The sequence below is a fragment of the Pantoea sp. BL1 genome (genome assembly GCF_000963985.1).
Classification (GTDB): domain Bacteria; phylum Pseudomonadota; class Gammaproteobacteria; order Enterobacterales; family Enterobacteriaceae; genus Pantoea; species Pantoea rwandensis_B.
In genome coordinates this window covers 93,825-116,530 of the sequence record NZ_JZRH01000016.1, presented here as the reverse complement: position 1 = coordinate 116,530, position 22,706 = coordinate 93,825, and the positions used below count along the sequence as shown (strand labels likewise).

Genomic DNA, 22,706 nt, shown 5'->3' with positions numbered 1-22,706 from the left:
TTAGTCAAACTCCAGTTCCACCTGCTCCGATCCTACTAACGACCGCAAATCGTTGAGTAAACGATCGCTGGGCGAAATACGCCACGCTGCACCAAAGCGCAGCTTCGCCCGCGCATCTGCTCTCTGATAATAGAGATGCACCGGAATGGTCCCGGAGCGATGAGGCTCCAGAGACTGGCGGAGACGGTTTAAAAGCTGGTCATCAATTTGCCTGTCCGTCAGCGAGATAGCAAGTCCGCGCGCGTATTTTTCCCGCGCTTCGTCGATGTCCATCACTTCTCGAGCGGTCATTTTAAGGCCACCGCTAAAGTCATCAAAGCTGACCTGTCCACTGACGATCAGGATACGGTCTTTCTCCAGCAACTGCTGGTATTTATCTAACGCATCGGTAAATAACATCACTTCCAGACGACCAGAGCGATCGTCGAGAGTACAAATACCAATTCGGTTGCCGCGTTTCGTGACCATCACGCGGGCGGCAATCACCAGCCCCGCCGCGATGGTTACTTTACCACGATCCGTCGGATGCATGTCCTTCAGGCGCATGCCGCCAACGTAGCGATCAATTTCTTTAAGATACTGATTAATTGGGTGGCCGGTGAGATACAAACCCAGCGTCTCACGCTCACCGTCCAGTTGAATCTGTTCCGGCCATGGCGTGATGTTGGTGTATGACTTCTCCACCTGCTCAGGCTCTTCGGCCAGCACGCCAAACATGTCGGCTTGTCCGGTGGCTTCTGCTTTTGCGTGCTGATCCGCAGCTTTTAAAGCATCGCTGAGCGCGCTCATCAAGGCTGCGCGATGCGGACCGAGGCGATCAAAAGCCCCCGACATGATCAGCTTTTCCATCACACGGCGGTTAATCTTTTTGGTATCGGTGCGAGCGCAGAGATCAAACAGCTCTTTGAAGTAGCCGCCTTCATTACGCGCTTCGATGATCGCTTCAATCGGCCCTTCACCCACGCCTTTAATGGCGCCGATTCCGTAGACGATTTCGCCTTCATCATTCACATGGAACGGATACAGACCGGAGTTGATATCGGGCGGCAGCACTTTCAAGCCCATGCGCCAGCACTCATCCACCAGGCCAACAACCTTCTCGGTGTTGTCCATATCGGCGGTCATTACCGCGGCCATAAATTCTGCTGGGTAGTGCGCTTTCAGCCACAGCGTCTGATAAGAAACCAAAGCATAGGCTGCCGAGTGCGACTTGTTAAATCCATAACCGGCAAACTTCTCTACCAGATCGAAGATCTTCATCGAGAGTTCACCGTCCACGCCCATGCTTTCTGCACCGTCCTGGAACACCGAACGTTGCTTAGCCATCTCTTCGGGTTTCTTTTTACCCATTGCACGGCGCAGCATATCCGCACCACCCAGGGTATAACCCGACAGCACCTGAGCGATCTGCATCACCTGTTCCTGATACAGGATGATGCCGTAGGTCGGTTCCAGTACCGGCTTCAGGGTTTCGTGCTGCCACTGAATATCCGGGTACGAAATTTCTTCACGGCCGTGCTTACGGTCAATGAAGTTATCAACCATGCCCGATTGCAGCGGTCCCGGACGGAACAGTGCCACCAGTGCGATCATATCTTCAAAGCAGTCCGGCTTCAGACGCTTAATCAGATCTTTCATGCCGCGTGATTCAAGCTGGAAAACCGCGGTGGTTTCCGAGCGTTGCAGCATATCGAAGCTTTTCTTGTCATCCAGCGGGATGGCGGCGATATCAATCGGCTCCAACCCTTCTTTGGCGCGGCGCGGGTTAATCATCTTCAGCGCCCAGTCGATGATGGTCAGCGTACGCAAGCCGAGGAAGTCAAACTTCACCAGACCGGCATATTCCACATCATTTTTATCAAACTGGGTTACCGGGAATTGGCCATTTTCGTCACAGTAAAGCGGCGCAAAATCAGTGATTTTGGTCGGTGCGATAACCACCCCACCGGCGTGTTTACCGGCGTTACGCGTGACACCTTCCAGCTTGCGCGCCATATCGATCAGCGCTTTGACCTCTTCATCTGCCTCGTAGATTTCGGGCAGTTGCGGTTCCGCTTCAAAGGCTTTTTCCAGCGTCATCCCGGGATCTGGCGGGATCAACTTGGAGATGCGATCCACAAAGCCATACGGATGACCGAGCACGCGCCCTACGTCGCGGATAACCGCTTTCGCCGCCATGGTACCGAAGGTGATGATCTGCGAGACCGCTTCGCGCCCATACATCTCGGCGACATGATCGATCACCTGATCGCGCTTCTCCATGCAGAAATCGACGTCGAAGTCAGGCATTGAGACACGTTCCGGGTTAAGGAAGCGTTCGAACAGCAGGTCAAATTCCAGTGGATCGAGATCGGTGATCTTCAGCGCATACGCCACTAATGAACCCGCACCTGAACCACGACCGGGTCCAACCGGGATACCGTTATCCTTCGACCACTGGATAAACTCCATCACGATCAGGAAGTAACCGGGGAAGCCCATCTGGTTGATAACGTTAAGTTCAATCTCAAGACGTTCATCATATTCTGGCCGCTTTTCCGCACGCAGCTTGTCATCCGGGAACAGGAATTCAAGACGCTCTTCCAGCCCTTCACGAGATTTCATAACGAGGAAATCTTCGGTCGTCATTTCACCGGTGGGGAACTGCGGCAGGAAGTACTCACCCAGGCGTACCGTGACGTTACAACGCTTAGCAATCTCTACGCTGTTTTCCAGCGCTTCCGGAATGTCCGAGAACAGCTCGCACATCTCCTCTTCGCTGCGCATATATTGCTGAGGACTGTAATGACGTGGGCGTTTTGGATCGTCCAGCGTGAAGCCATCATGAATCGCCACGCGAATTTCATGGGCGTCAAAATCTTCTTCGTTGAGGAAACAGACTTCGTTAGTGGCCACCACCGGCACACCTTCGGCAATCGCTAACTCAACGGCGGCATGCAGATAAGCCTCTTCATCAGCGCGTCCGGTCCGCGTCAGTTCGAGGTAATAACGATTAGGGAAGTGTTCCTGATAGAAACTGAGGCACTGCGATACCAGCGCACTGTTGCCGCGCAGTAGACTGCGGCCAACATCGCCCTTGCGTCCACCGGAGAGCAGAATGATGCCTTCACCCAGTTCGACCAGCCAGTCACGGTCAATAATTGGCCCGGCAATACCATACCCACGCTGATACGCTCGCGAAATCAACAACGTCAGGTTCTGATAGCCAGTGTTGTTGGCGGCAAGAACCGTGAGCTGTGTCAGCTCATCGCCCATCAATTCGCTGGCGACGTGGAAATCCGCACCAATAATCGGTTTGATGCCTGCATCGTGCGCACTGCCGTAAAAACGCACCAACCCGCAAAGATTGATGTAATCGGTAATCGCAATCGCCGGCATACCAAGCGCAGCCGCTTTCTTGACCAATGGCTTAGTTTTCGCCAGGCCATCGACCATCGAATAGTCGCTGTGTACGCGCAGATGTATAAAACGAGGTTCAGCCATATCAGTTTCCGATTAAAACAGCGTCAGGCTATTAAAGCGTAGTCGGCTGGCGCGCGGCCAGCACATCAGCATCAATCAGGGCATTACGCACCGGTGCAAAGCTGCGGCGATGATGTGGCGTGGCACCAAACTGGGTCAATTTTTCCATATGCAACGCAGTTGGGTAGCCTTTGTGCTGGGCAAATCCATATTCCGGGAACAACAGATCCAGCTCGGCCATTTCACGATCGCGTGTCACTTTGGCAATGATCGAGGCTGCACTGATCTCTTGTACCAGGCTATCGCCCTTCACAACCGCTTGCGATGGCATCGCTAACGCAGGGCAACGGTTGCCATCGATCAACACAAAATCAGGCGTAACAGGCAGACCCGCTACCGCACGCTGCATCGCCAGCATAGTGGCGTGCAGAATGTTGAGCTGGTCGATCTCTTCAGGCTCCGCACGGCCCAGACTCCAGGCCAGCGATTTCTCTTTGATCTCGTCATACAGCGCCAGCCGACGCTTTTCTGAGAGCTTCTTTGAGTCAGCCAGCCCTATAATCGGATTCGCGGGATCGAGGATGACTGCTGCCGTAACAACGGCACCTACCAGCGGACCTCGCCCCACTTCATCCACGCCAGCAATGCGCTGTGCGTTTGGGTAGATAAAATCAGCCATTGGCAATCTCCAGTACGGCGTCCGCGGCTTGCTCATCAGCATTCCAGCGAATCTGTTGATGCAACTCGTTGAAGGTATTCAGCAGGTCATCGCGCTCTGGTCCGGCATGCAACAGAGGTTCCAGCGCAGCCGCCAGTGCCTCTGGCTGGCACTCTTCCTGCAACAGTTCTTTGACCAACTCCCGACCCGCCAGCAGATTGGGCAATGAAACGTACGGTGTTTTCACCAAACGCTTCGCCAGCCAGAAGGTAAAGGGTTTCATGCGGTAACCGACCACCATCGGACATTTCGCCAGCATGCACTCCAGCGCAGCAGTGCCGGATGCGAGAATCGCCGCATCGCTGGCGATCATCGCCTGACGGCCTTTGCCATCCAGCAAATGCATCGGCAGCTCGGGTGCCACTTCAGCTTTAATCTGTTCAAACTGTTCGCGGCGTTTGGCATTGACCAGCGGCACCACAATTTCCAGCGCGGGATAACGCTGACGCAACAACTGCGCCGCACGCAAGAAATCCGCGCTCAGCATTTCCACTTCTGCACCACGGCTACCCGGCAGCAAGCCCAGGCAGATCGCATCCTCCGCGATGCCTAACTCACGTCGCGCTGCCGATTTATCTGGCTGCAGCGGCATGGCATCCGCCATGGTGTGGCCAATAAAGCGGCAAGGTACGTTGAATCGATCGTAAAACGCTTTTTCAAACGGCAGAAACGCCAATACCAGATTGGTGTTGCGGCCAATTTTGAACACGCGTTTTTGTCGCCACGCCCATACAGAAGGACTGACGTAATGAATGGTGCGAATGCCTGCGCGCTTCAGGCTGCCTTCCAATGTGATATTGAAATCTGGCGCATCAATGCCGACGAAGACATCAGGCTTGAGTTCGGTGAAGCGCTGCGTCAAATCCTTGCGAATTTTCAGCAAGCGGCGCAAGCGGCCGAGCACTTCAACAATGCCCATTACCGCCAGCTCTTCCATCTCATACCAGACTTCACAGCCTTCGGCCAGCATCAGCGGACCGGCAACACCGACAAAGCGGGCATCGGGATGACGCGCTTTGAGCGCACGGATAAGACCAGCACCAAGAATATCGCCGGAGGTTTCTCCGGCGACCAGGGCAATCGTTAAGGGACGCACTGACATGGATTAACGAATCAATCCACGCGTCGAACGGGCAAAGAAGTCATAGAAAGGCTGCACTTCGCTGTGTTGTTTTGCCAGCTCTTCAATCTCTGGTTTCACTTCATCCAGCGTTTTGCCACTGCGATACAGCAGTTTGTACGCATTGCGAATCGCGTGCAGTGCTTCTTTGCTAAAGCCACGGCGTTTGAGGCCTTCGATGTTGATACCGAATGGTGTCGCGTGGTTGCCCTGCGCGATAACGTAAGGTGGGACATCCTGCGCTACGCCTGAACAACCGCCAACCATCACGTGTGCACCAATGGTGCACCACTGGTGTACTGCCGTCATCCCGCCGATAATCGCGAAATCATCCACGGTGACATGACCGCCCAGCGTGGCGTTGTTGGCAAAGATGCAACGGTTACCGATCACGCAGTCATGCGCGATATGCGCATTAACCATCAGCAGGTTATCACTGCCGATTTTGGTGAGGTTGCCACCCTGCGTAGTGCCACGGTGAATGGTGACGCTCTCGCGGATGCGGTTGCGATCGCCGATTTCAACACGGGTCGGCTCACCGGCATATTTCAGGTCCTGGTTCACTTCACCAATCGAAGCAAACTGATAGATCTGATTATCTTTACCGATACGCGTGTGGCCATTCACCACCACGTGCGATTTGAGCACCGTACCTTCACCAATTTCCACGTTAGCGCCGACAAAGCAGAACGGGCCGATGTGAACATTGGCGCCGATGACGGCACCTTCTTCAATGACGGAACTGGGATGAATATTGGCGGTTGAATCAATCACTAATTATGCCTCCCGGCTACGGGCACACATCATGGTCGCTTCACAGACAATCTTGCCGTCTACCGTTGCCACGCCTTTGAAGCGCGTCAGACCACGACGAGTTTTCTCGAAGGTGACTTCCATAATCATCTGATCGCCCGGTACCACTGGACGTTTGAAGCGGGCTTCGTCGATACCGGCGAAGTAATACAGCTCGCCGGGTTCCAGTTTTCCAACGCTTTTGAACGCCAGAATACCGGTTGCCTGCGCCATTGCTTCCAGAATCAGAACGCCTGGGAAAATCGGCTTACCAGGGAAGTGTCCCTGGAAAAACGGTTCATTAACAGAAACGTTCTTCACCGCACGCAGATATTTATGCTCTTCAAATTCCAGCACGCGGTCAACCAGCAAGAACGGATAGCGGTGCGGCAGCAGTTCTAAAATCTCTTCGATTTTCAGAGTATGCGTTTCAGTTGTCAAAATACTCTTCCTGTCCTAAAAAATCTGATGGCAATAATAACACGGCCTGCACAGATCAAAATGATCCTCCGCAGGCCGCAAATCAGTTCGGTGGCGTAACGCTTTCCTGAGAGACCTTCTTACGCTTTCGGGTTAAGCCGAAGTTGTGAAAAGGCACGCTGCTTTATTATGAAAGCGGGTAGCAAGCGATGCGTTTAGTCGTCTTTGCCGACCTTACGTTCGATGGCTTTTAAGCGTTTGCTTATTTCATCGATATTCATCACCAGCGCTGCCGTTTTACGCCAGGTTTTGTTGGGTTGCAGTGGGATACCCGATGAGTATACCCCCGGCTCTGTGATGGGGCGCATTACCATGCCCATGCCCGTTACGGTCACTTTGTCACAGATTTCCATATGGCCGTTAATGACGCTGGCGCCGCCAATCATACAATAACGTCCAATCTTCAGACTACCCGCCATGATCACACCACCCGCAACGGCCGTGTTATCTCCAATCACAACGTTGTGCGCAATCTGACACTGGTTGTCTATGATAACACCATTGCCGATCAGAGTGTTATCCAGTGCACCGCGATCGATAGTGGTACAGGCACCAATTTCTACCCGATCCCCAATCACGACAGTACCCAGCTGAGGGATTTTCACCCAATTGCCACGGTCGTTAGCATACCCGAAACCATCGGCACCGATCACGGTACCCGACTGAATCAGACAATCCTGACCAATCTCGATCTCATGGTAAATCGTAACGTTAGCCCACAAACGTGAGCCGCGACCGATACGCGTCTGCTTACCCACAAAACATCCTGCGCCAATCACAACGTCGTCGCCCAGCTCAACGCCAGACTCGATCACCGCATTCGCGCCCACCGAAACGTTCTTACCCAGCGTCGCTGTCGGATCGATCACCGCACTGGGCGCGATATTCTGCGCGGGCTGCGGCGTTGTGTCCAGCAGTTGTGCCATGCGAGCGTACGTTAGGTAAGGATTTTTCACCACCAGGGCAGCGGTTTTACACCACTCCAGATCCGCTTCCGTCAGCACCACGGCTGAAGCCTGGATATGAGCGAGCTGCTCGCGGTAGCGGCTGTTTGCAAGAAAAGTGATTTGACCAGTGGTGGCGGATTGCATAGAAGCAATGCCGGAGATGGCGATATCGCCATCTCCGTGCAATTCTGCATCCAACTGCTGGGCTAAATCAGCCAGTCGAATTGATGACATCGATTATTTAACCTGTTTTACAACGTCAGCAGTGATGTCTTTAGCATCAGCAGAAGAGTACAGAACGGCCTGAGAATCCAGCACCAGATCGTAACCATCGCTTTTCGCTACAGACTGAACAGCGGTCTGGATTTTAGCCAGCAGCTTGTTACGCTCCTGCATCTGACGAGTCTGGTTGTCTTTGTCGAAAGCCTGCGCTTTCTGTTCAAAAGCAGCACGCTCAGAAGCAATCTGCTTCTCTTTCTTGGTGCGATCGCTGGCCTTCATGGTTGACGCATTGCGCTGCAGATCCTGGATTTCACCCTGGATTTTCTGCTGCTGCGCCTGGAGGTCAGAAGCACGGCTTGAGAACTCGCCCTCAAGCTGTTTAGCAACAGCGGCACGCTGCGGAGACTGCTGGAATACCTGGCTCAGGTTCACGACGGCGATTTTATCGGCCGCCTGGGCACCCGCAGAAGCAGCTAATGCAACACCCAGAGCAGCAGCACAGAACAACTTTTTCACTATAAACTCCTTACCTCAACGTGTGTGTTTGCAGCGTGTCACGCCAGAGCGCGACACGGATGCAAGACGGTATTTTCACTTCCTTGTTCAGAGCCTTACCAGGTTTTACCAATGTTAAACTGGAACTGCTCTGACTTGTCTCCCTCGACTTTCTTCATCGGCTGAGCATATGAGAATACCAGCGGACCTAATGGCGACATCCATTGCAGTGCAACACCGGCAGAGACACGAATGTTATTCGGATCGCTGTAGTCCGGAATGCCCGCCGCACGTGTTTCTGCGGTGTTCTGCCATTTGGTATCCCAGACAGTACCGGCGTCCATGAACACCGATGTACGGACTGAGTTAGCGTATTTCTCGCTCAGGAACGGCGTTGGCGTGATCAGCTCAAGGCTGGCAATTGCCATCGCGTTACCACCCACCGCATCATCTGACTTACAGACGCCATTGGCATCCGTCAGGTTACAGGTGGAGGAGTGATCGTTCAGATACGCCGCTTTCGGACCAATGGTATTGGACTGGAAGCCACGAACTGTACTTGAACCACCGCCGTAGAAGTTCTCATAGAACGGCATCTCTTTTCCACCGAGCCCGTCACCATATCCGACACGGCCACGTCCCAGCACCACCCAGGTGCCATCACGGTTCAGTGGCACGTACTGCTGAGAATCCAACGTCGCTTTGTAGAAGGCGTTATCGGAACCTGGAATGGTCACTTTGCCGTTCAGGTTGGTACGGTTACCCCTGGTCGGGAAGAAACCGCGGTCCAGCGTGTTGTATGTCCAACCGTAGTTGAAGGTGAAGTCATCTGCAGAGAAATCACCTTTATCATTCAACTCCTGATGACGGCCAACCGAGTCAAGATAACGCCACATCGCAATCTGTGGTTGCATGTTGGACAGGTCGTTATGTACGTAACCCAGGCCGACACGCAGCGTGTTGTTCTCGTTTACTGGGAAGCCTAACGTGCCATCAACACCATAACTTCTGTTGGTGTAATCGGACAGGTCAGCATCATTCGCTTTAAAGTCGTTGTAGAACAAACGACCACCCAGGCTGACACCGTCGACCGTGAAGTACGGATCGGTCAGTGAGAATTCAGCATAGGTCTGATAATCGTTTTTAGTCCCGCTGATGCCAACGGTATTACCTGTACCGAGCCAGTTATCCTGGGTTACACCCACCTGGAAGCTGACGCCACTTTCGGTGCCGTAACCCACACCAAAGTTAAAGGTACCGGTGTTACGCTCTTTCACTTTGTAAACCACATCGACCTGGTCCGGAGAACCTGGCACGCGCTGCGTGTCTACATCAACCGTTTCAAAGTAACCGGTGCGGTTCAGGCGTTCTTTACCCTGATCAACCAGGTCGCTGCCCAACCATGCGCCTTCCATCTGACGCATCTCACGGCGCAGTACGGAATCTTTCGACGTATCGTTACCTTCGAAGCGCACTTTACGCACGTAATAACGGTTACCGGCATCCACATTGATATGCAGTTTAACGGTTTTGTCTGCATCGTTAATTTCCGGCTGTGTCACCACACGCGGATAGGCATAGCCATAACGACCCAGCAGTTTTTTGATGTCGTCTTCCATCTGGGTGACTTTGGTGCCGTTGTACAGCTCACCCGATGGAATACGCGTCATCTTTTCGATTTCCGCAGAGTGGCCCGCCATGCTGCCGTTCACGATAACGCCGGCAATCTTATACTGATCGCCTTCGTTGATGTTCACGGTGATGTAGATGCCTTTTTTATCTGGCGTCAGGCTCACCTGAGTGGAATCGATGTTGAAGCGCGCATAACCGCGATCCAGATAGAAGCTACGCAGAGTCTCAAGATCCCCGGCCAGCTTTTGTTTCTGGTATTTACGATCGCCTACCACGTTCCACCACGGCACTTCATCACGCAGTGAGAAGCGCGAGATCAATTCGTCAGAGCTAAAGGCTTTGTTACCAACGATGTTGATCTGCTGAATCTGAGCAGACACGCCTTCCTGGAAGACGAATTTCAGATCCACACGGTTACGGGGCAGCGGTGTCGCAATCGCTTTCACGCTGGCGGTGTATTTACCGACGCTGTAGTAGAAGTCTTCCAGGCCCTTCTCAATCGAAGAAAGCGTGGTGCGGTCGAGTGCTTCACCGACGCGCACACCAGAAGCTTCAAGGTTCTGCTTCAGCTGATCTTCTTTCACCGCTTTGTTGCCGGAGAAAGTGATGCTGGCAATGGTCGGACGCTCTTTCACCTGAACAATCAGGGTTGTTCCATCACGCAGAACCTGAACATCTTCAAAGTTGCCGGTGGCGAACAGAGAGCGAATGGTGTTTCTGACGTCATCGTCAGAAATGGTATCACCGACACGTACGGGCATGCTGAGCAGAGCCGCGCCGACGGCGACTCGCTGGAGACCTTCGAAATGAATGTCCTTCACTACGAAATCGTCTGCACCGTAAACGGTGGCGCTGCTAAACAGCAGCGACGCTATGAGCAACTTTTTCATCGCCATCGTTGTTATGCGTTTTCCTAACACATCCCGCGCCTGTCCGCAGTCCAGCTATTACAGACGTGAGAAATCATTGAAAAGTGCAAGCCCCATTAATAACACCAGCAGAATTGAGCCAATGCGATAACTGAAGTCCTGAACTCGCTCGGACACCGGTCCACCTTTGATCTTTTCGATCGCCAGAAAGAGCAGATGTCCACCATCTAATACCGGCAGAGGGAACAGGTTGATGATCCCCAGATTGACGCTGATCAGCGCCAGGAACATCAGATAGTAAATCACCCCGTATTCCGCTGATAACCCTGCACCTTGCGCAATCGAAATTGGCCCGCTCAGATTATTCAGCTTCACATCCCCGGTAATCAACTTGCCCAGCATTGAGACCGTTAACTTCATCAGTTGCCAGGTTTTGACACTGGCTTCACCGATAGCGGCAAAGGGCCCATACTGCCTAACCGTTTTATACTCGTCCGGCAGCGGAATGACGCGCGGAATCACTCCCGCAAAGCCTTCCGCTTCATTGCCCGGTTTCGCTTCTGGCGTTAACGTCAACGCCACGAGTTCGCCGTTACGTTCCACATCCAGCGCCATGTTTTTGCGCGGATTATCGCGTACCTGCGCCGCAAAAGCCTGCCATTGTGTTAACGGCTGACCATCGACTTTAACGATCCTGTCGCCTGCTTGCAAACCGGCAGCGCTGGCCGGCGAATTTGCCTGCACTTCAGCTAAGGTCGTTTCGATTTGTGGCCCACGAGGACGAATCCCTAATGCCACAACCGGGTCCTGTTTATCCGGTTCGAACTGCCATTCGCGCAAATCGACCTGCTTCTGCTGCGTGGCATCTTCACCGAATTGCGAGACGGTAAGCGTGGTACTGCTGTCGCCGATTTTTCCGATCAGCGCCATGCGCACTGCATCCCAATCAGGCGTTTCGATACCATCTACCGCTTTAAGTTCCATGCCGGAGGTAATTTGCGCTTCAGCCGCGACGGAACCGTTCAGAATTTCGCCAACAACCGGACGCACACCGGGTACGCCATGGATAAAGACGACCCAATAAGCGAAGACGGCAAAGATGAAGTTAGCAATGGGACCGGCCGCAATGATTGAAGCACGCTGCAGCACAGTTTTATTGTTGAAGGCCTGATGACGGAGTTCAGCGGGAACGCTCTCTACGCGTTCGTCGAGCATTTTGACGTAGCCGCCGAGCGGGATCAGGGCAATGACGTATTCAGTGCCCTGACGGTCGCTACGACGCCACAACGCTTTGCCAAAGCCAATCGAGAAACGTTCGACTTTGACACCGCAGCGGCGGGCGACCCAAAAGTGGCCGAATTCGTGCACGGTGATGAGTACGCCAAGTGCCACGATAAAGGCGACAAAACTCCAGAGTATGCTCAACATTGTCGCTAATCCTCAGAGGGTGCGGAACACCAGCAGCAGCAGGCAGGCAAAAACCGGCACCGCAGCGGTCAGGCTGTCGATACGATCGAGGATACCACCGTGACCCGGAATCAAGTTACCGCTGTCTTTGATGCCCGCTTCACGTTTGAACATGCTCTCGGTCAAATCACCCAGTACCGAAGCCAGCGTAGCAATAACGGCACAGATAATCAGCGTACCCGGCGCCACGGAAAGCGGAGCCAGCAGCGCAAACAGCCAGGCGATAATCGCGGATGACAGCAGGCCGCCAAAGAAGCCTTCCCAGGTTTTACCCGGTGACACTTTTGGCGCCAGCTTATGTTTACCAAACAAACGGCCAAACATGTAAGCGCCAGAATCTGCGCCCCAGACCAGCAGCATCACAAACAGCAGCCACCATGCTCCCGCAAAGTGATCGGTATCGTAATGATACTGGCGCAGCGCCATCATGCCCCAGAAGAAGGGAATCACGGTCAGGATGCCGAATAGCACGCGGAGTGGGCGCGAAGTGCGCCACAACGCCGCAGAGGCAGGATAAAACAGCACGAGAAACAGGGCGACAATCCACCATCCCAGCGCGGCCCAAAGTGAGCCTTCCATCTGGAACTGGTGCAGATTGCGTTGATAGGGTTGCAGAGTGAACAGCATCACTGAGAGCAATAGGCCGCATAGCACGGCGAGCCAGATACGCTGCTGACGTGTCTTCATACCCGCCAGCTGCCCCCATTCCCAGGCGGCAAGCATACAGATGATGATGGTGGTAATCGCAAATCCGGACAGCGGCAACCAAAACAGAGCAGCGATCACTAGCGGAATCAAAATAAGCGCGGTGATCAGACGAGACTTCAGCAAAGGTTACCCCCAGATTGCTCAGGCGCCGCCTGGTGCCGCGCCGCCAAAGCGTCGCTCCCGCGAAGAGAATGCATTCAGTGCACCTTCAAAAACGTGTTCATCAAAATCAGGCCAAAGAACATCGGTAAACCAAAACTCAGCATAGGCGATCTGCCACAGCAGGAAGTTGCTAATCCGATGCTCTCCCCCGGTCCTTATCACTAAATCCACCGGCGCCAGCTCCTGCATACACAGATAGGGAGCCAGACTTTCTTCGGTTATCTGGTCAGGACGTAATAAACCTTCCTGAACCTGTTCAGCCAGTTTTCTGGCACCCTGGATAATATCCCAACGGCCGCCATAGTTGGCAGCAATGTTGAGGGTGAGTCCATTATTTTGCTGAGTCAGTTCCTCGGCGCGACGAATGCGTTCCTGAATACGATTATTGAAACGACTGATATCGCCAATCACGCGCAGACGCACGTTGTGTTTGTGCAGGCTTTTGACTTCGCTGTCGAGCGCCCAGACAAACAATTCCATTAAGGCCGTCACTTCCTGTACCGGTCGGCTCCAGTTTTCACTGCTGAACGCATAGAGCGTGAGCGCTTCCAGTTTATGGCTGACCGCAAAGCTGACGGCCCGGCGTACTGATTTTACCCCGGCTTTGTGGCCTGAAATACGCAGTTTGCCCTGATTTTTTGCCCAGCGACCATTACCATCCATAATGATGGCCACGTGACGTGGCGTGCAGTACGACTCGTCATCGATTGTGTTGTGATTGTTGGACGACATAACGCGTAATAATTCCTTTCATCAGAAATGCTGTGGTTTCTGAATACATTGCGCCTGCGGCAAACCCCGGCATCGCTACCAGATGACATCGAAACAATGTCGGGCCGAAAAACGCGAGCGAGCGACTATACCATTTTCACCCTGAGCGAACAAATAGCGGGAAGTATCAACCTGCTAAACGAAAGCGTGGTAGCAATTCTGTGGCACAGATACGCGCTAACCGATCGATCTCCATCACATCCTCAATGCTGCCCGGTTCCTGGCACATCAGGGACGCCAGCACTTCGCTGTTGATGGCGGCGATGTCGGTAAAGCGAATCTGATGCTGCAGAAATGCCGCAACGGCCACTTCGTTTGCCGCATTCAGCGTGGTGGTGGCGGCCTGCCCTGTTGAGCAAGCATCGATTGCCAACTTCAGGCAGGGATAGCGCTCATAGTCCGGCTCTGCAAACGTCAGTGACTTCATTCGCGTGAAATCGAGTGGCGTTACGCCGGCCGAAATACGTGCTGGCCATGCCATGCTGTGCGCGATGGGGGTTCGCATATCAGGCGATCCCAGCTGCGCCAGCACACTGCCATCGCAGTAACGCACCATGGAGTGAATCACCGACTGCGGATGCAGGATGACTTCCATCTGTGCGTCAGTGGCATTAAATAGCCAGCGGGCTTCAATGTATTCAAGACCTTTATTCATCATGGTGGCCGAATCAACGGAGATTTTACGTCCCATTGACCAGTTCGGATGCGCACACGCTTGATCTGGCGACATAGCGGCCAAATCCGCTAATGGCGTGTCACGAAAAGGGCCACCCGATCCCGTAAGGAGAATAGAATCAATGCCATTCTCTCGCAGATCAGCGTACCCCAACTGATGCTGTATGGAAGCGGGTAAACTCTGAAAAATGGCGTTGTGCTCGCTGTCAACCGGCAACAGCTGCGCCTTGTGATGACGCACGGCCTCCATAAACAGGCGGCCGCACGTGACAAGTGACTCTTTGTTCGCGAGTAAAACGGTTTTGCCAGCACGAATCGCGGCAAGCGTGGGTTGCAGCCCGGAGGCGCCAACAATAGCCGCCATCACCTGATCCACTTCATCGAGTGCTGCCAGCTCGCAAGCCGCCTGAACGCCGGAGAGCACTTCGGTAGGAAGATTCAATGCTCTCAGTCGCTCACGCAGCGCTTGTGCGGAGGCTTCATCAGACATCGCCGCATAGCGTGGGGTAAATTGCTGACACTGTTCAACCATCAGCGCTACGTTTTGACCCGCCACCAGCGCGGTGACCTGGTACAGGTCTGGATTGGCTGCGATGACGGCCAGCGTGCTGGTACCAATCGAGCCGGTGGAACCCAGCAGAGTTAATCGCTTCATCATGCTATCCCTGTGACGTCGTGGATCGTGCCTGCAACCGCGCCAGGCACAATGTAAAACGCCGCCAGAGTCGCACAACGTCTCTGAACGGCGTTTTATACCCGTCATACTTCAAGCTGCAGGTGCGTTGGCTACGCTCATTCACCCCAGTCACTTAACTGAGTAAGCTCCTGGGAATTCATTCTCTTGCCGCCTTCCTGCACCCTGAATTATTTGGGGTATAGGTAATCTAATGGAATTAGAAATCCATCAGTTCCTTTTCTTTTTCGGCCAATGCGACATCAACATTTTTGATGTAGCCATCGGTCATTTTCTGGATCTCATCCTGCGAGCGACGTTCGTCGTCTTCGCTGATCTCTTTGTCTTTCAGCAGTGCTTTGATCTTGTCGTTAGCATCACGGCGCACGTTACGAACAGAAACACGCCCCTGCTCCGCTTCACCACGCACGACCTTGATCAGATCTTTACGACGCTCTTCGGTCAGCGCTGGCAGTGGCACACGAATATCGGTACCTGCTGAGCTTGGGTTCAGACCCAGGTCAGATGCCATAATCGCTTTTTCAACGGCCGGGCTCAGTGAGCGGTCAAACACGTTGATTTTCAGCGTACGAGAATCTTCTACCGTGACGCTAGCCAGCTGACGCAATGGCGTAGGTGTACCGTAGTAAGGCACCATAATGCCGTCGAGCAGTGAAGGCGAAGCACGACCGGTGCGCACTTTGCTGATTTGGTTTTTGAATGCATCCACGCATTTTTCCATGCGCGTGTCGGCATCTTTTTTAATGTCGTTAATCACGTTAAAACCCTTGGATTCGGTTTGACCTGGCCATTTCCGGGCAACCCGGAAGTGGTATCGATAAACATCGATCATCCTGAAAGCTGCGCGATGCCACGCATCGCGCCAACAGAATATACCTTATTTTATCTTGCGTCGGGTATTAATGCGTAATCAGAGTGCCTTCTTTTTCACCCATCACTACGCGACGCAGTGCGCCAGGCTTGTTCATGTTGAAGACGCGGATCGGCAATTGATGGTCGCGAGCCAATGTAAAGGCCGCCAGATCCATCACTTTCAGCTCTTTATCCAGTACTTCGCCATAGGTCAGCTGCTCATACAGCGTCGCGTCCGGGTTTTTCACCGGATCATCTGAATAAACACCGTCAACTTTGGTGGCTTTCAACACCACATCGGCTTCGATTTCGATGCCACGCAGACAAGCGGCGGAGTCAGTGGTAAAGAACGGGTTGCCAGTACCGGCGGCGAAAATCACCACGCGGTTATTGCGCAGCAGGCTGATTGCTTCTGCCCAGCTGTAGTTATCACACACGCCATTCAGCGGAATCGCGGACATCAGACGCGCGTTAACATACGCACGGTGCAATGCGTCTCGCATTGCCAGACCGTTCATCACGGTTGCCAGCATACCCATATGATCGCCGACCACACGGTTCATGCCTGCCTGTGCCAGGCCAGCGCCACGGAACAGGTTACCGCCACCAATAACCACACCCACCTGGATGCCCAGCTCAACCAGCTCTTTCACCTCTTGCGCCATACGGTCAAGCACGCTCGCGTCAATACCAAAACCTTCGGCACCTTGCAGTGCTTCGCCACTCAGTTTTAGCAGGATACGTTGATATACAGGTTTTGCGTTGGTCGCCATGGTCAATTCTTCCTGGAAGATATGATGAATGAGAAGTTAAATCTGATCGATCATCCGCTTAGCGAACGAAAAAAGCTATTGGGATGAGACTGAAAAGTGGTCCACGCAAAACGCAGACAAAAAAGAACCGCCTTCCGGCGGTTCTTTCGGAGCATTAAGACTGTTTGGACATTGCAGCAACTTCTGCTGCGAAGTCAGCTTCAACTTTCTCGATGCCTTCGCCCACTTCGAAGCGGATGAAGTTAATCACGTCTGCGCCTTTCTCTTTCAGAGCCTGGCCAACAGTTTTGCTTGGATCAATAACGAAAGCCTGACCGGTCAGAGAAACTTCGCCGGTGAATTTCTTCATGCGGCCTTCAACCATTTTCTCTGCGATTTCTTTAGGCTTGCCAGACTGCATGGCGATGTCCAGCTGAACCTGGTACTCTTTCTCGACCACATCAGCAGACACGTCTTCTGGCTTAACGAATTCTGGCTTGCTTGCCGCAACGTGCATCGCAACTTGCTTGCTCAGCTCTTCATCAGCACCGGTGGTTGAAACCAGAACGCCGATACGTGCGCCGTGCTGGTAACTGTTCAGCTGAGCACCTTCCAGGATAGCAACACGACGGATGTTGATGTTCTCACCGATTTTAGCAACCAGCGCTACGCGTTCTTCTTCGAACTGCGCTTTCAGAGCTTCAACATCAGTCACTTTACCTGCAGTGGCTGCATCCAGCACTTTATCAGCGAAAGCCTGGAAACCAGCATCTTTAGCTACGAAGTCGGTCTGGCAGTTAACTTCCAGAATCACTGCGAAACCGTCAGCGATTTTGGTTTTGATCACGCCGTCAGCAGCCACGTTGCCTGCTTTCTTAGCGGCTTTGATCGCGCCAGATTTACGCATGTTCTCGATCGCCAGCTCGATGTCGCCGTTCGCTTCGGTCAGCGCTTTTTTGCAATCCATCATGCCTGCGCCAGTACGCTCACGCAGTTCTTTTACCAATGCAGCGGTAATTTCAGCCATTCCAGAATCCTCGATTCGTCTCTGTGTGCGTTAACACTGTCAGAAACTTGTTGCGGAAAATTTACTCTGCCCCGCTTACCCGAAAGAAGCGTGACAAACTTAGATAAATAAAAGGGGCCTGTGCGGCCCCCTTAACAGATAACATCTGATGTCTAAGGGCTCTTAGAAAGAGCGAACCTTATTAAGCTTCAGCAGCTTCTTCAGCCTGCTCAGCCAGATCCTGTGAACGGCCTTCGCGCACGGTAGTCGCAACAGCAGTCAGGTACAGGCTTACAGCACGGATCGCATCGTCGTTACCAGGGATAACGAAATCAACGCCATCTGGATCAGAGTTGGTATCAACGATAGCAAATACTGGGATACCCAGGTTGTTTGCTTCTTTGATTGCGATGTGTTCGTGGTCAGCGTCAACAACGAACAGTGCATCCGGCAGACCGCCCATATCTTTGATACCGCCCAGGCTGTTTTCCAGCTTGGCCAGTTCACGAGCACGCATCAGTGCTTCTTTTTTGGTCAGTTTGTCGAAAGTACCGTCCTGAGACTGAGTTTCCAGATCTTTCAGACGCTTGATTGACTGGCGAACAGTTTTCCAGTTGGTCAGCATACCACCCAACCAGCGGTGGTTAACGAAGAACTGGTCGCAGCTCAGAGCTGACTCTTTTACAGATTCGGCAGCAGCGCGCTTAGTACCAACGAAAAGGATTTTGCCTTTACGTGAAGAGATCTTCTGCAACTCAGCCAGAGCTTCGTTGAACATTGGTACAGTTTTCTCAAGGTTGATGATGTGAACCTTGTTACGAGCACCGAAGATGAATGGCTTCATTTTCGGGTTCCAGTAACGGGTCTGGTGACCAAAGTGAACACCAGCCTTGAGCATGTCGCGCATTGAAACAGTTGCCATGATTACCTCTAAAGTATGATTGGGGTTGGGCCTCCATGTATCCCATACAACCGACCTCTTTCAAGGCACCCCGGCGTATGTGTCGATACATGTGTGTTTTAGTACACATAATGAGTTTTATGCGTTTCCTGCCAGCCAACGAAACGAAGGTGACAGAGAATCGTCGGCGCGCTTTATACCATAATGCGCAGGAATACGCCAACAGTTGTTAGCAGCTTGAGCGAGGAGTCATCCCGATTTGGCAGCCTAATGACTGACTGCTAACATGACTGCCACAGAACTCATTATTGTCGAAAATGTCGGCAATTGCGGATTATTTAATGGCCATTTCAATCAAAACCCCTGAAGAAATCGAAAAAATGCGCGTGGCGGGCCGTCTGGCTGCTGAAGTGCTGGAAATGATCGCCCCGCACGTGGTGCCGGGTGTGACCACAGGTGAACTCGACCGTCTCTGCCACGATCACATCACGAATAAGCAGCAGGCTATCTCAGCCTGCCTTGGCTATCACGGCTTTCCGAAATCAGTGTGTATTTCGGTTAACGAAGTGGTGTGCCACGGCATCCCGAGCGATGATCGCGTATTAAAAGATGGCGATGTGGTCAACGTCGACGTCACGGTGATCAAAGACGAGTATCACGGCGATACCTCGAAAATGTTCATCGTCGGCAAACCGACTATTCAAGGCGAGCGCCTGTGCCGTGTCACCCAGGAAAGCCTCTACATTGCGCTGCGTCTGGTTAAACCGGGCATCCGCCTGCGTGAGTTGGGCCGTGCGATTCAGCAATATGTTGAAGCACAGGATTTCTCTGTGGTACGTGAATACTGCGGCCACGGCATCGGCAAAGGTTTCCACGAAGAGCCACAGGTGTTGCACTATGATGCTGATGACGGCGGCGTGGTGTTGCAGGCGGGGATGACTTTCACCGTTGAGCCGATGGTCAATGCCGGTGATTATCGTATCCGCACCATGAAGGATGGCTGGACCGTAAAAACCAAAGATCGCAGCTTGTCCGCGCAGTATGAGCATACTATTGTGGTGACAGAAAACGGCTGTGAGATTCTTACGCTGCGTGAAGATGACACCATTACTGCGGTGCTTGAAAACAACGCGTAACGTTCTTCAAGACAGTACCAGGCCGGCATAATGCCGGCCTTTTTTATGGCGCTTACGAGGCATGTCGATGAGTGGTAGCGTGACCGAAGCAGTACACAAAGGCCTGACTGATTCCCCCGCCAGCTGGCCCGATGAAGCCCTGACGCGTGACAAATTAAAACTCTATCTGGAGCAATTCCAGCAGCATCTCGGTATGGCCTTTGATGCCGGTACTGACGTTGAATCACTGATTGATGCCCGCACGCTATTTATCGATCGCCTGTTGCGCCGACTGTGGCGCTTCTACGGCTTCGATAGAATGAAAGAGATTGCGTTGGTTGCGGTGGGCGGCTATGGCCGTGGTGAACTGCATCCGCTCTCCGATATCGATGTCTTGATACTCAGCCGCCAGCCACTGGATGATGCGGCCGCGCAACGCACCAGCGAACTCCTGACGCTGATGTGGGATTTAAAACTCGAAGTTGGCCACAGTGTGCGCACGTTGGAAGAGTGCTTGCTGGAGGGCTTGTCCGATCTTACTGTCGCGACCAACCTGATTGAATCCCGCATGCTGACAGGCGATGTCGCCCTGTTCCTTGAGTTGCAGAAGAACATTTTCAGCGATGGCTTCTGGCCGTCCTCTCGCTTTTTTGCGGCAAAGATTGAAGAGCAACAGGAACGTCATCAGCGCTACCACGGCACCAGCTACAATCTCGAACCCGATATCAAAAGCAGTCCCGGCGGCCTGCGCGACATCCACACCTTACAGTGGGTGGCGCGCCGCCACTTCGGTGCCACCACCATGGATGAGATGGTGGGGTTTGGCTTTATCACGGAGGCCGAGCGCAATGAAATTAATGAATGCCAGGAGTTCCTCTGGCGGATTCGCTTTGCGCTGCACTTAACGTTACCACGCTACGACAACCGCTTATTGTTTGATCGTCAGCTCACTGTGGCACAGCGGCTCAACTATCTCGGCGAAGGCAATGAGCCGGTTGAGCGCATGATGAAAGATTTTTACCGGGTGACGCGCCGCATTGGTGAGCTCAATCAGATGCTGCTGCAGCTGTTTGATGAAGCGATCCTCGCACTCTCCACCACCGAAAAACCGCGCAGCATTGATGACGATTTCCAGCTGCGCGGCAATTTAATCGATCTGCGTGACCCCACGTTGTTCGAACGTGAACCGCAGGCCATTCTGCGCATGTTCTATGTGATGGTCCGTAATGAGAACATCACCGGCATTTACTCCACCACGCTACGTCACTTGCGCCATGCGCGTCGTCATCTGAAGCAGCCGCTGTGCCAGATTGCCGAAGCGCGTGACACCTTTATGGCGATTCTGCGCCATCCGGGCGCGGTAAAGCGAGCGCTGGTGCCGATGCATCGCCACAGTGTCCTTTGGGCGTATACGCCGCTGTGGGGCAATATTGTCGGCCAGATGCAGTTTGACCTGTTCCATGCTTACACGGTGGATGAGCACACCATTCGCGTCCTGCAAAAGCTGGAAAGCTTCGCCAACGAAGCCACGCGTCCGATGCACCCATTGTGTGTAGAACTCTGGCCGCGTTTGCCACAGATCGAACTGCTGCTGATGGCTGCCTTGCTGCACGATATCGCCAAAGGGCGCGGCGGTGACCACTCGATTCTGGGGGCGCAGGACGCGCTTGATTTTGCCGAATTGCATGGGCTCAACTCGCGGGAAACGCAGTTGGTGGCCTGGCTGGTGCGCCATCATCTGTTGATGTCGGTCACCGCCCAGCGTCGCGATATTCAGGATCCAACCGTGATTCAGCAGTTCGCTGAAGTCATGCAGAATGAAAACCGCCTGCGTTATCTGGTGTGTCTCACCGTAGCCGACATCTGCGCCACCAACGAAAGCCTGTGGAATAGCTGGAAGCAGAGCCTGCTGCGTGAACTGTTCTTCGCGACCGAAAAACAGCTGCGTCGCGGCATGGAAAACAGCCCGGACTTGCGCGAACGCGTGCGTCATCATCGCTTACAGGCCCTCGCGCTGTTGCGGATGGAAAACCTCAACGAAGAGCGCCTGCACCATATCTGGAGCCGCTGCCGTGCTGACTATTTCCTGCGTCACACGCCGAATCAGCTGGCATGGCACGCGCGTCATCTGATCGACCACGATCTCACCAAACCCCTGGTGCTGGTCAGCCCGCAGGCCACACGCGGTGGGACTGAAATCTTTATCTGGAGCCCGGACCGCCCTCACCTGTTTGCCGCAGTAGCCGGTGAACTGGACCGCCGAAACCTGAGCGTGCACGATGCCCAGATCTTTACCAGCCGCGACGGCATGGCGATGGATACCTTCATTGTGCTGGAGCCGGATGGCAGTCCGCTGGCCGCCGATCGTCATCCGATGATTATGCAGGCACTGGAGCAAGCGATTACCCAAACCGAGTGGGTGCCGCCGCGCACTCGTCGCCAGTCTGCACGACTTAAGCACTTCAGTGTCGATACCGAAGTGAATTTCCTGCCGACGCACACTGACCGTCGCAGTTATCTGGAATTGGTGGCGCTGGATCAGCCAGGCTTACTGGCGCGTGTAGGGGAAGTGTTTGCCGACCTCGGCGTTTCTCTGCACGGCGCGCGCATCAGTACGATTGGCGAACGAGTTGAGGATCTTTTCATCCTGGCGGACAGCGAACGGCGCGCACTTGATGTAGAAATGCGCAATGTGCTGCAACAACGGTTGACAGAGGCCCTCAATCCAAACGATAAACTGTGACCTGGCTTCCATACTTAACGCTGCAGGTGCGTTGGCTATATTACTCGACCCTTCCATGGGCCTCGCCCCGAAGGGGCCAGCGCGAGCGCTGTTCAAAACACACATCGTGTTTTGTCCTGCAAC

Annotated in this window: 18 protein-coding genes; 2 read left to right on the top strand and 16 right to left on the bottom strand. The window is 53.5% G+C overall.

The genetic code is table 11. The features are described from left to right. The 16 genes from dnaE to rpsB all read right to left on the bottom strand — a co-directional run bounded on the left by dnaE (position 1) and on the right by rpsB (position 18,746). Positions 1-3,483 (bottom strand): DNA polymerase III subunit alpha, encoded by a 3,483-nt coding sequence (dnaE, locus tag VH86_RS09825; RefSeq protein WP_038648903.1) that lies wholly within the window; start codon positions 3,481-3,483, stop codon positions 1-3. A gap of 31 nt (positions 3,484-3,514) precedes the next feature. Further along, the gene (gene rnhB, locus VH86_RS09820; protein ID WP_045832793.1) at positions 3,515-4,141 is read right to left on the bottom strand and encodes a ribonuclease HII; all 627 of its coding nucleotides are present in this window, start codon (positions 4,139-4,141) and stop codon (positions 3,515-3,517) included. Beyond that, complete coding sequence (gene lpxB / locus VH86_RS09815; RefSeq protein WP_045832792.1) at positions 4,134-5,282, bottom strand: lipid-A-disaccharide synthase; 1,149 nt, start codon at positions 5,280-5,282, stop codon at positions 4,134-4,136. Before lpxB ends, rnhB begins: the two co-directional genes overlap by 8 nt. 3 nt (positions 5,283-5,285) lie before the next feature. After that, complete coding sequence (gene lpxA, locus VH86_RS09810) at positions 5,286-6,074, bottom strand: acyl-ACP--UDP-N-acetylglucosamine O-acyltransferase (protein ID WP_045832791.1); 789 nt, start codon at positions 6,072-6,074, stop codon at positions 5,286-5,288. Positions 6,075-6,077: 3 nt separating this feature from the next. After that, on the bottom strand, positions 6,078-6,533 hold the full coding sequence (fabZ, locus tag VH86_RS09805; RefSeq protein ID WP_013507953.1) for a 3-hydroxyacyl-ACP dehydratase FabZ: 456 nt from the start codon (positions 6,531-6,533) through the stop codon (positions 6,078-6,080). Between the two features lie 194 nt (positions 6,534-6,727). Then, a complete protein-coding gene (gene lpxD, locus VH86_RS09800; RefSeq protein ID WP_045813806.1) occupies positions 6,728-7,753 on the bottom strand; it encodes a UDP-3-O-(3-hydroxymyristoyl)glucosamine N-acyltransferase in 1,026 nt (341 codons plus the stop codon). A gap of 3 nt (positions 7,754-7,756) precedes the next feature. Then, positions 7,757-8,257: an OmpH family outer membrane protein gene (locus VH86_RS09795; protein WP_034829472.1), complete on the bottom strand. Its 501-nt coding sequence runs from the start codon at positions 8,255-8,257 to the stop codon at positions 7,757-7,759. Positions 8,258-8,352: 95 nt separating this feature from the next. After that, a complete protein-coding gene (gene bamA, locus VH86_RS09790) occupies positions 8,353-10,764 on the bottom strand; it encodes an outer membrane protein assembly factor BamA (protein ID WP_045813807.1) in 2,412 nt (803 codons plus the stop codon). Between the two features lie 51 nt (positions 10,765-10,815). Next, positions 10,816-12,165, bottom strand: coding sequence for a sigma E protease regulator RseP (gene rseP / locus VH86_RS09785; protein WP_038648921.1), 1,350 nt, complete (start codon positions 12,163-12,165; stop codon positions 10,816-10,818). 12 nt (positions 12,166-12,177) lie between these two features. Continuing rightward, positions 12,178-13,035, bottom strand: a complete 858-nt coding sequence (gene cdsA / locus VH86_RS09780; protein ID WP_038648924.1) for a phosphatidate cytidylyltransferase — start codon at positions 13,033-13,035, stop codon at positions 12,178-12,180. An 18-nt stretch (positions 13,036-13,053) separates the two neighbouring features. Next, the gene (ispU, locus tag VH86_RS09775; protein WP_034829480.1) at positions 13,054-13,806 is read right to left on the bottom strand and encodes a (2E,6E)-farnesyl-diphosphate-specific ditrans,polycis-undecaprenyl-diphosphate synthase; all 753 of its coding nucleotides are present in this window, start codon (positions 13,804-13,806) and stop codon (positions 13,054-13,056) included. Positions 13,807-13,972: 166 nt separating this feature from the next. Then, a complete protein-coding gene (ispC, locus tag VH86_RS09770) occupies positions 13,973-15,175 on the bottom strand; it encodes a 1-deoxy-D-xylulose-5-phosphate reductoisomerase (protein ID WP_197080209.1) in 1,203 nt (400 codons plus the stop codon). A gap of 238 nt (positions 15,176-15,413) precedes the next feature. Further along, complete coding sequence (frr, locus tag VH86_RS09765; RefSeq protein WP_038648929.1) at positions 15,414-15,971, bottom strand: ribosome recycling factor; 558 nt, start codon at positions 15,969-15,971, stop codon at positions 15,414-15,416. A gap of 142 nt (positions 15,972-16,113) precedes the next feature. Next, positions 16,114-16,839: a UMP kinase gene (gene pyrH / locus VH86_RS09760; RefSeq protein ID WP_034829488.1), complete on the bottom strand. Its 726-nt coding sequence runs from the start codon at positions 16,837-16,839 to the stop codon at positions 16,114-16,116. 154 nt (positions 16,840-16,993) lie between these two features. Further along, the gene (gene tsf / locus VH86_RS09755) at positions 16,994-17,845 is read right to left on the bottom strand and encodes a translation elongation factor Ts (protein ID WP_045813809.1); all 852 of its coding nucleotides are present in this window, start codon (positions 17,843-17,845) and stop codon (positions 16,994-16,996) included. Between the two features lie 181 nt (positions 17,846-18,026). After that, positions 18,027-18,746 carry a 30S ribosomal protein S2 gene (gene rpsB / locus VH86_RS09750; RefSeq protein ID WP_038648935.1) on the bottom strand — a complete coding sequence of 240 codons (720 nt, stop codon included), beginning with the start codon at positions 18,744-18,746 and terminating at the stop codon, positions 18,027-18,029. Between the two features lie 320 nt (positions 18,747-19,066). On the opposite strand from rpsB, the gene map reads away from it, so the two are divergent. Together map and glnD are read left to right on the top strand one after the other, a co-directional pair. After that, positions 19,067-19,861, top strand: coding sequence for a type I methionyl aminopeptidase (gene map / locus VH86_RS09745; protein ID WP_038648936.1), 795 nt, complete (start codon positions 19,067-19,069; stop codon positions 19,859-19,861). A gap of 67 nt (positions 19,862-19,928) precedes the next feature. Then, positions 19,929-22,583 (top strand): bifunctional uridylyltransferase/uridylyl-removing protein GlnD, encoded by a 2,655-nt coding sequence (glnD, locus tag VH86_RS09740; RefSeq protein ID WP_045832789.1) that lies wholly within the window; start codon positions 19,929-19,931, stop codon positions 22,581-22,583. The last annotated feature ends 123 nt before the right edge of the window (positions 22,584-22,706 follow it).

Bases quoted from the DNA above. Each gene is read 5' to 3' on its own strand.
- dnaE (WP_038648903.1), bottom strand. From the start codon at position 3,483: ATGGCTGAACCTCGTTTTATACATCTGCGCGTACACAGCGACTATTCG.
- rnhB (WP_045832793.1), bottom strand. From the start codon at position 4,141: ATGGCTGATTTTATCTACCCAAACGCACAGCGCATTGCTGGCGTGGAT.
- lpxB (WP_045832792.1), bottom strand. From the start codon at position 5,282: ATGTCAGTGCGTCCCTTAACGATTGCCCTGGTCGCCGGAGAAACCTCC.
- lpxD (WP_045813806.1), bottom strand. From the start codon at position 7,753: ATGTCATCAATTCGACTGGCTGATTTAGCCCAGCAGTTGGATGCAGAA.
- bamA (WP_045813807.1), bottom strand. From the start codon at position 10,764: ATGGCGATGAAAAAGTTGCTCATAGCGTCGCTGCTGTTTAGCAGCGCC.
- rseP (WP_038648921.1), bottom strand. From the start codon at position 12,165: ATGTTGAGCATACTCTGGAGTTTTGTCGCCTTTATCGTGGCACTTGGC.
- ispU (WP_034829480.1), bottom strand. From the start codon at position 13,806: ATGTCGTCCAACAATCACAACACAATCGATGACGAGTCGTACTGCACG.
- ispC (WP_197080209.1), bottom strand. From the start codon at position 15,175: ATGAAGCGATTAACTCTGCTGGGTTCCACCGGCTCGATTGGTACCAGC.
- pyrH (WP_034829488.1), bottom strand. From the start codon at position 16,839: ATGGCGACCAACGCAAAACCTGTATATCAACGTATCCTGCTAAAACTG.
- tsf (WP_045813809.1), bottom strand. From the start codon at position 17,845: ATGGCTGAAATTACCGCTGCATTGGTAAAAGAACTGCGTGAGCGTACT.
- rpsB (WP_038648935.1), bottom strand. From the start codon at position 18,746: ATGGCAACTGTTTCAATGCGCGACATGCTCAAGGCTGGTGTTCACTTT.
- map (WP_038648936.1), top strand. From the start codon at position 19,067: ATGGCCATTTCAATCAAAACCCCTGAAGAAATCGAAAAAATGCGCGTG.
- glnD (WP_045832789.1), top strand. From the start codon at position 19,929: ATGAGTGGTAGCGTGACCGAAGCAGTACACAAAGGCCTGACTGATTCC.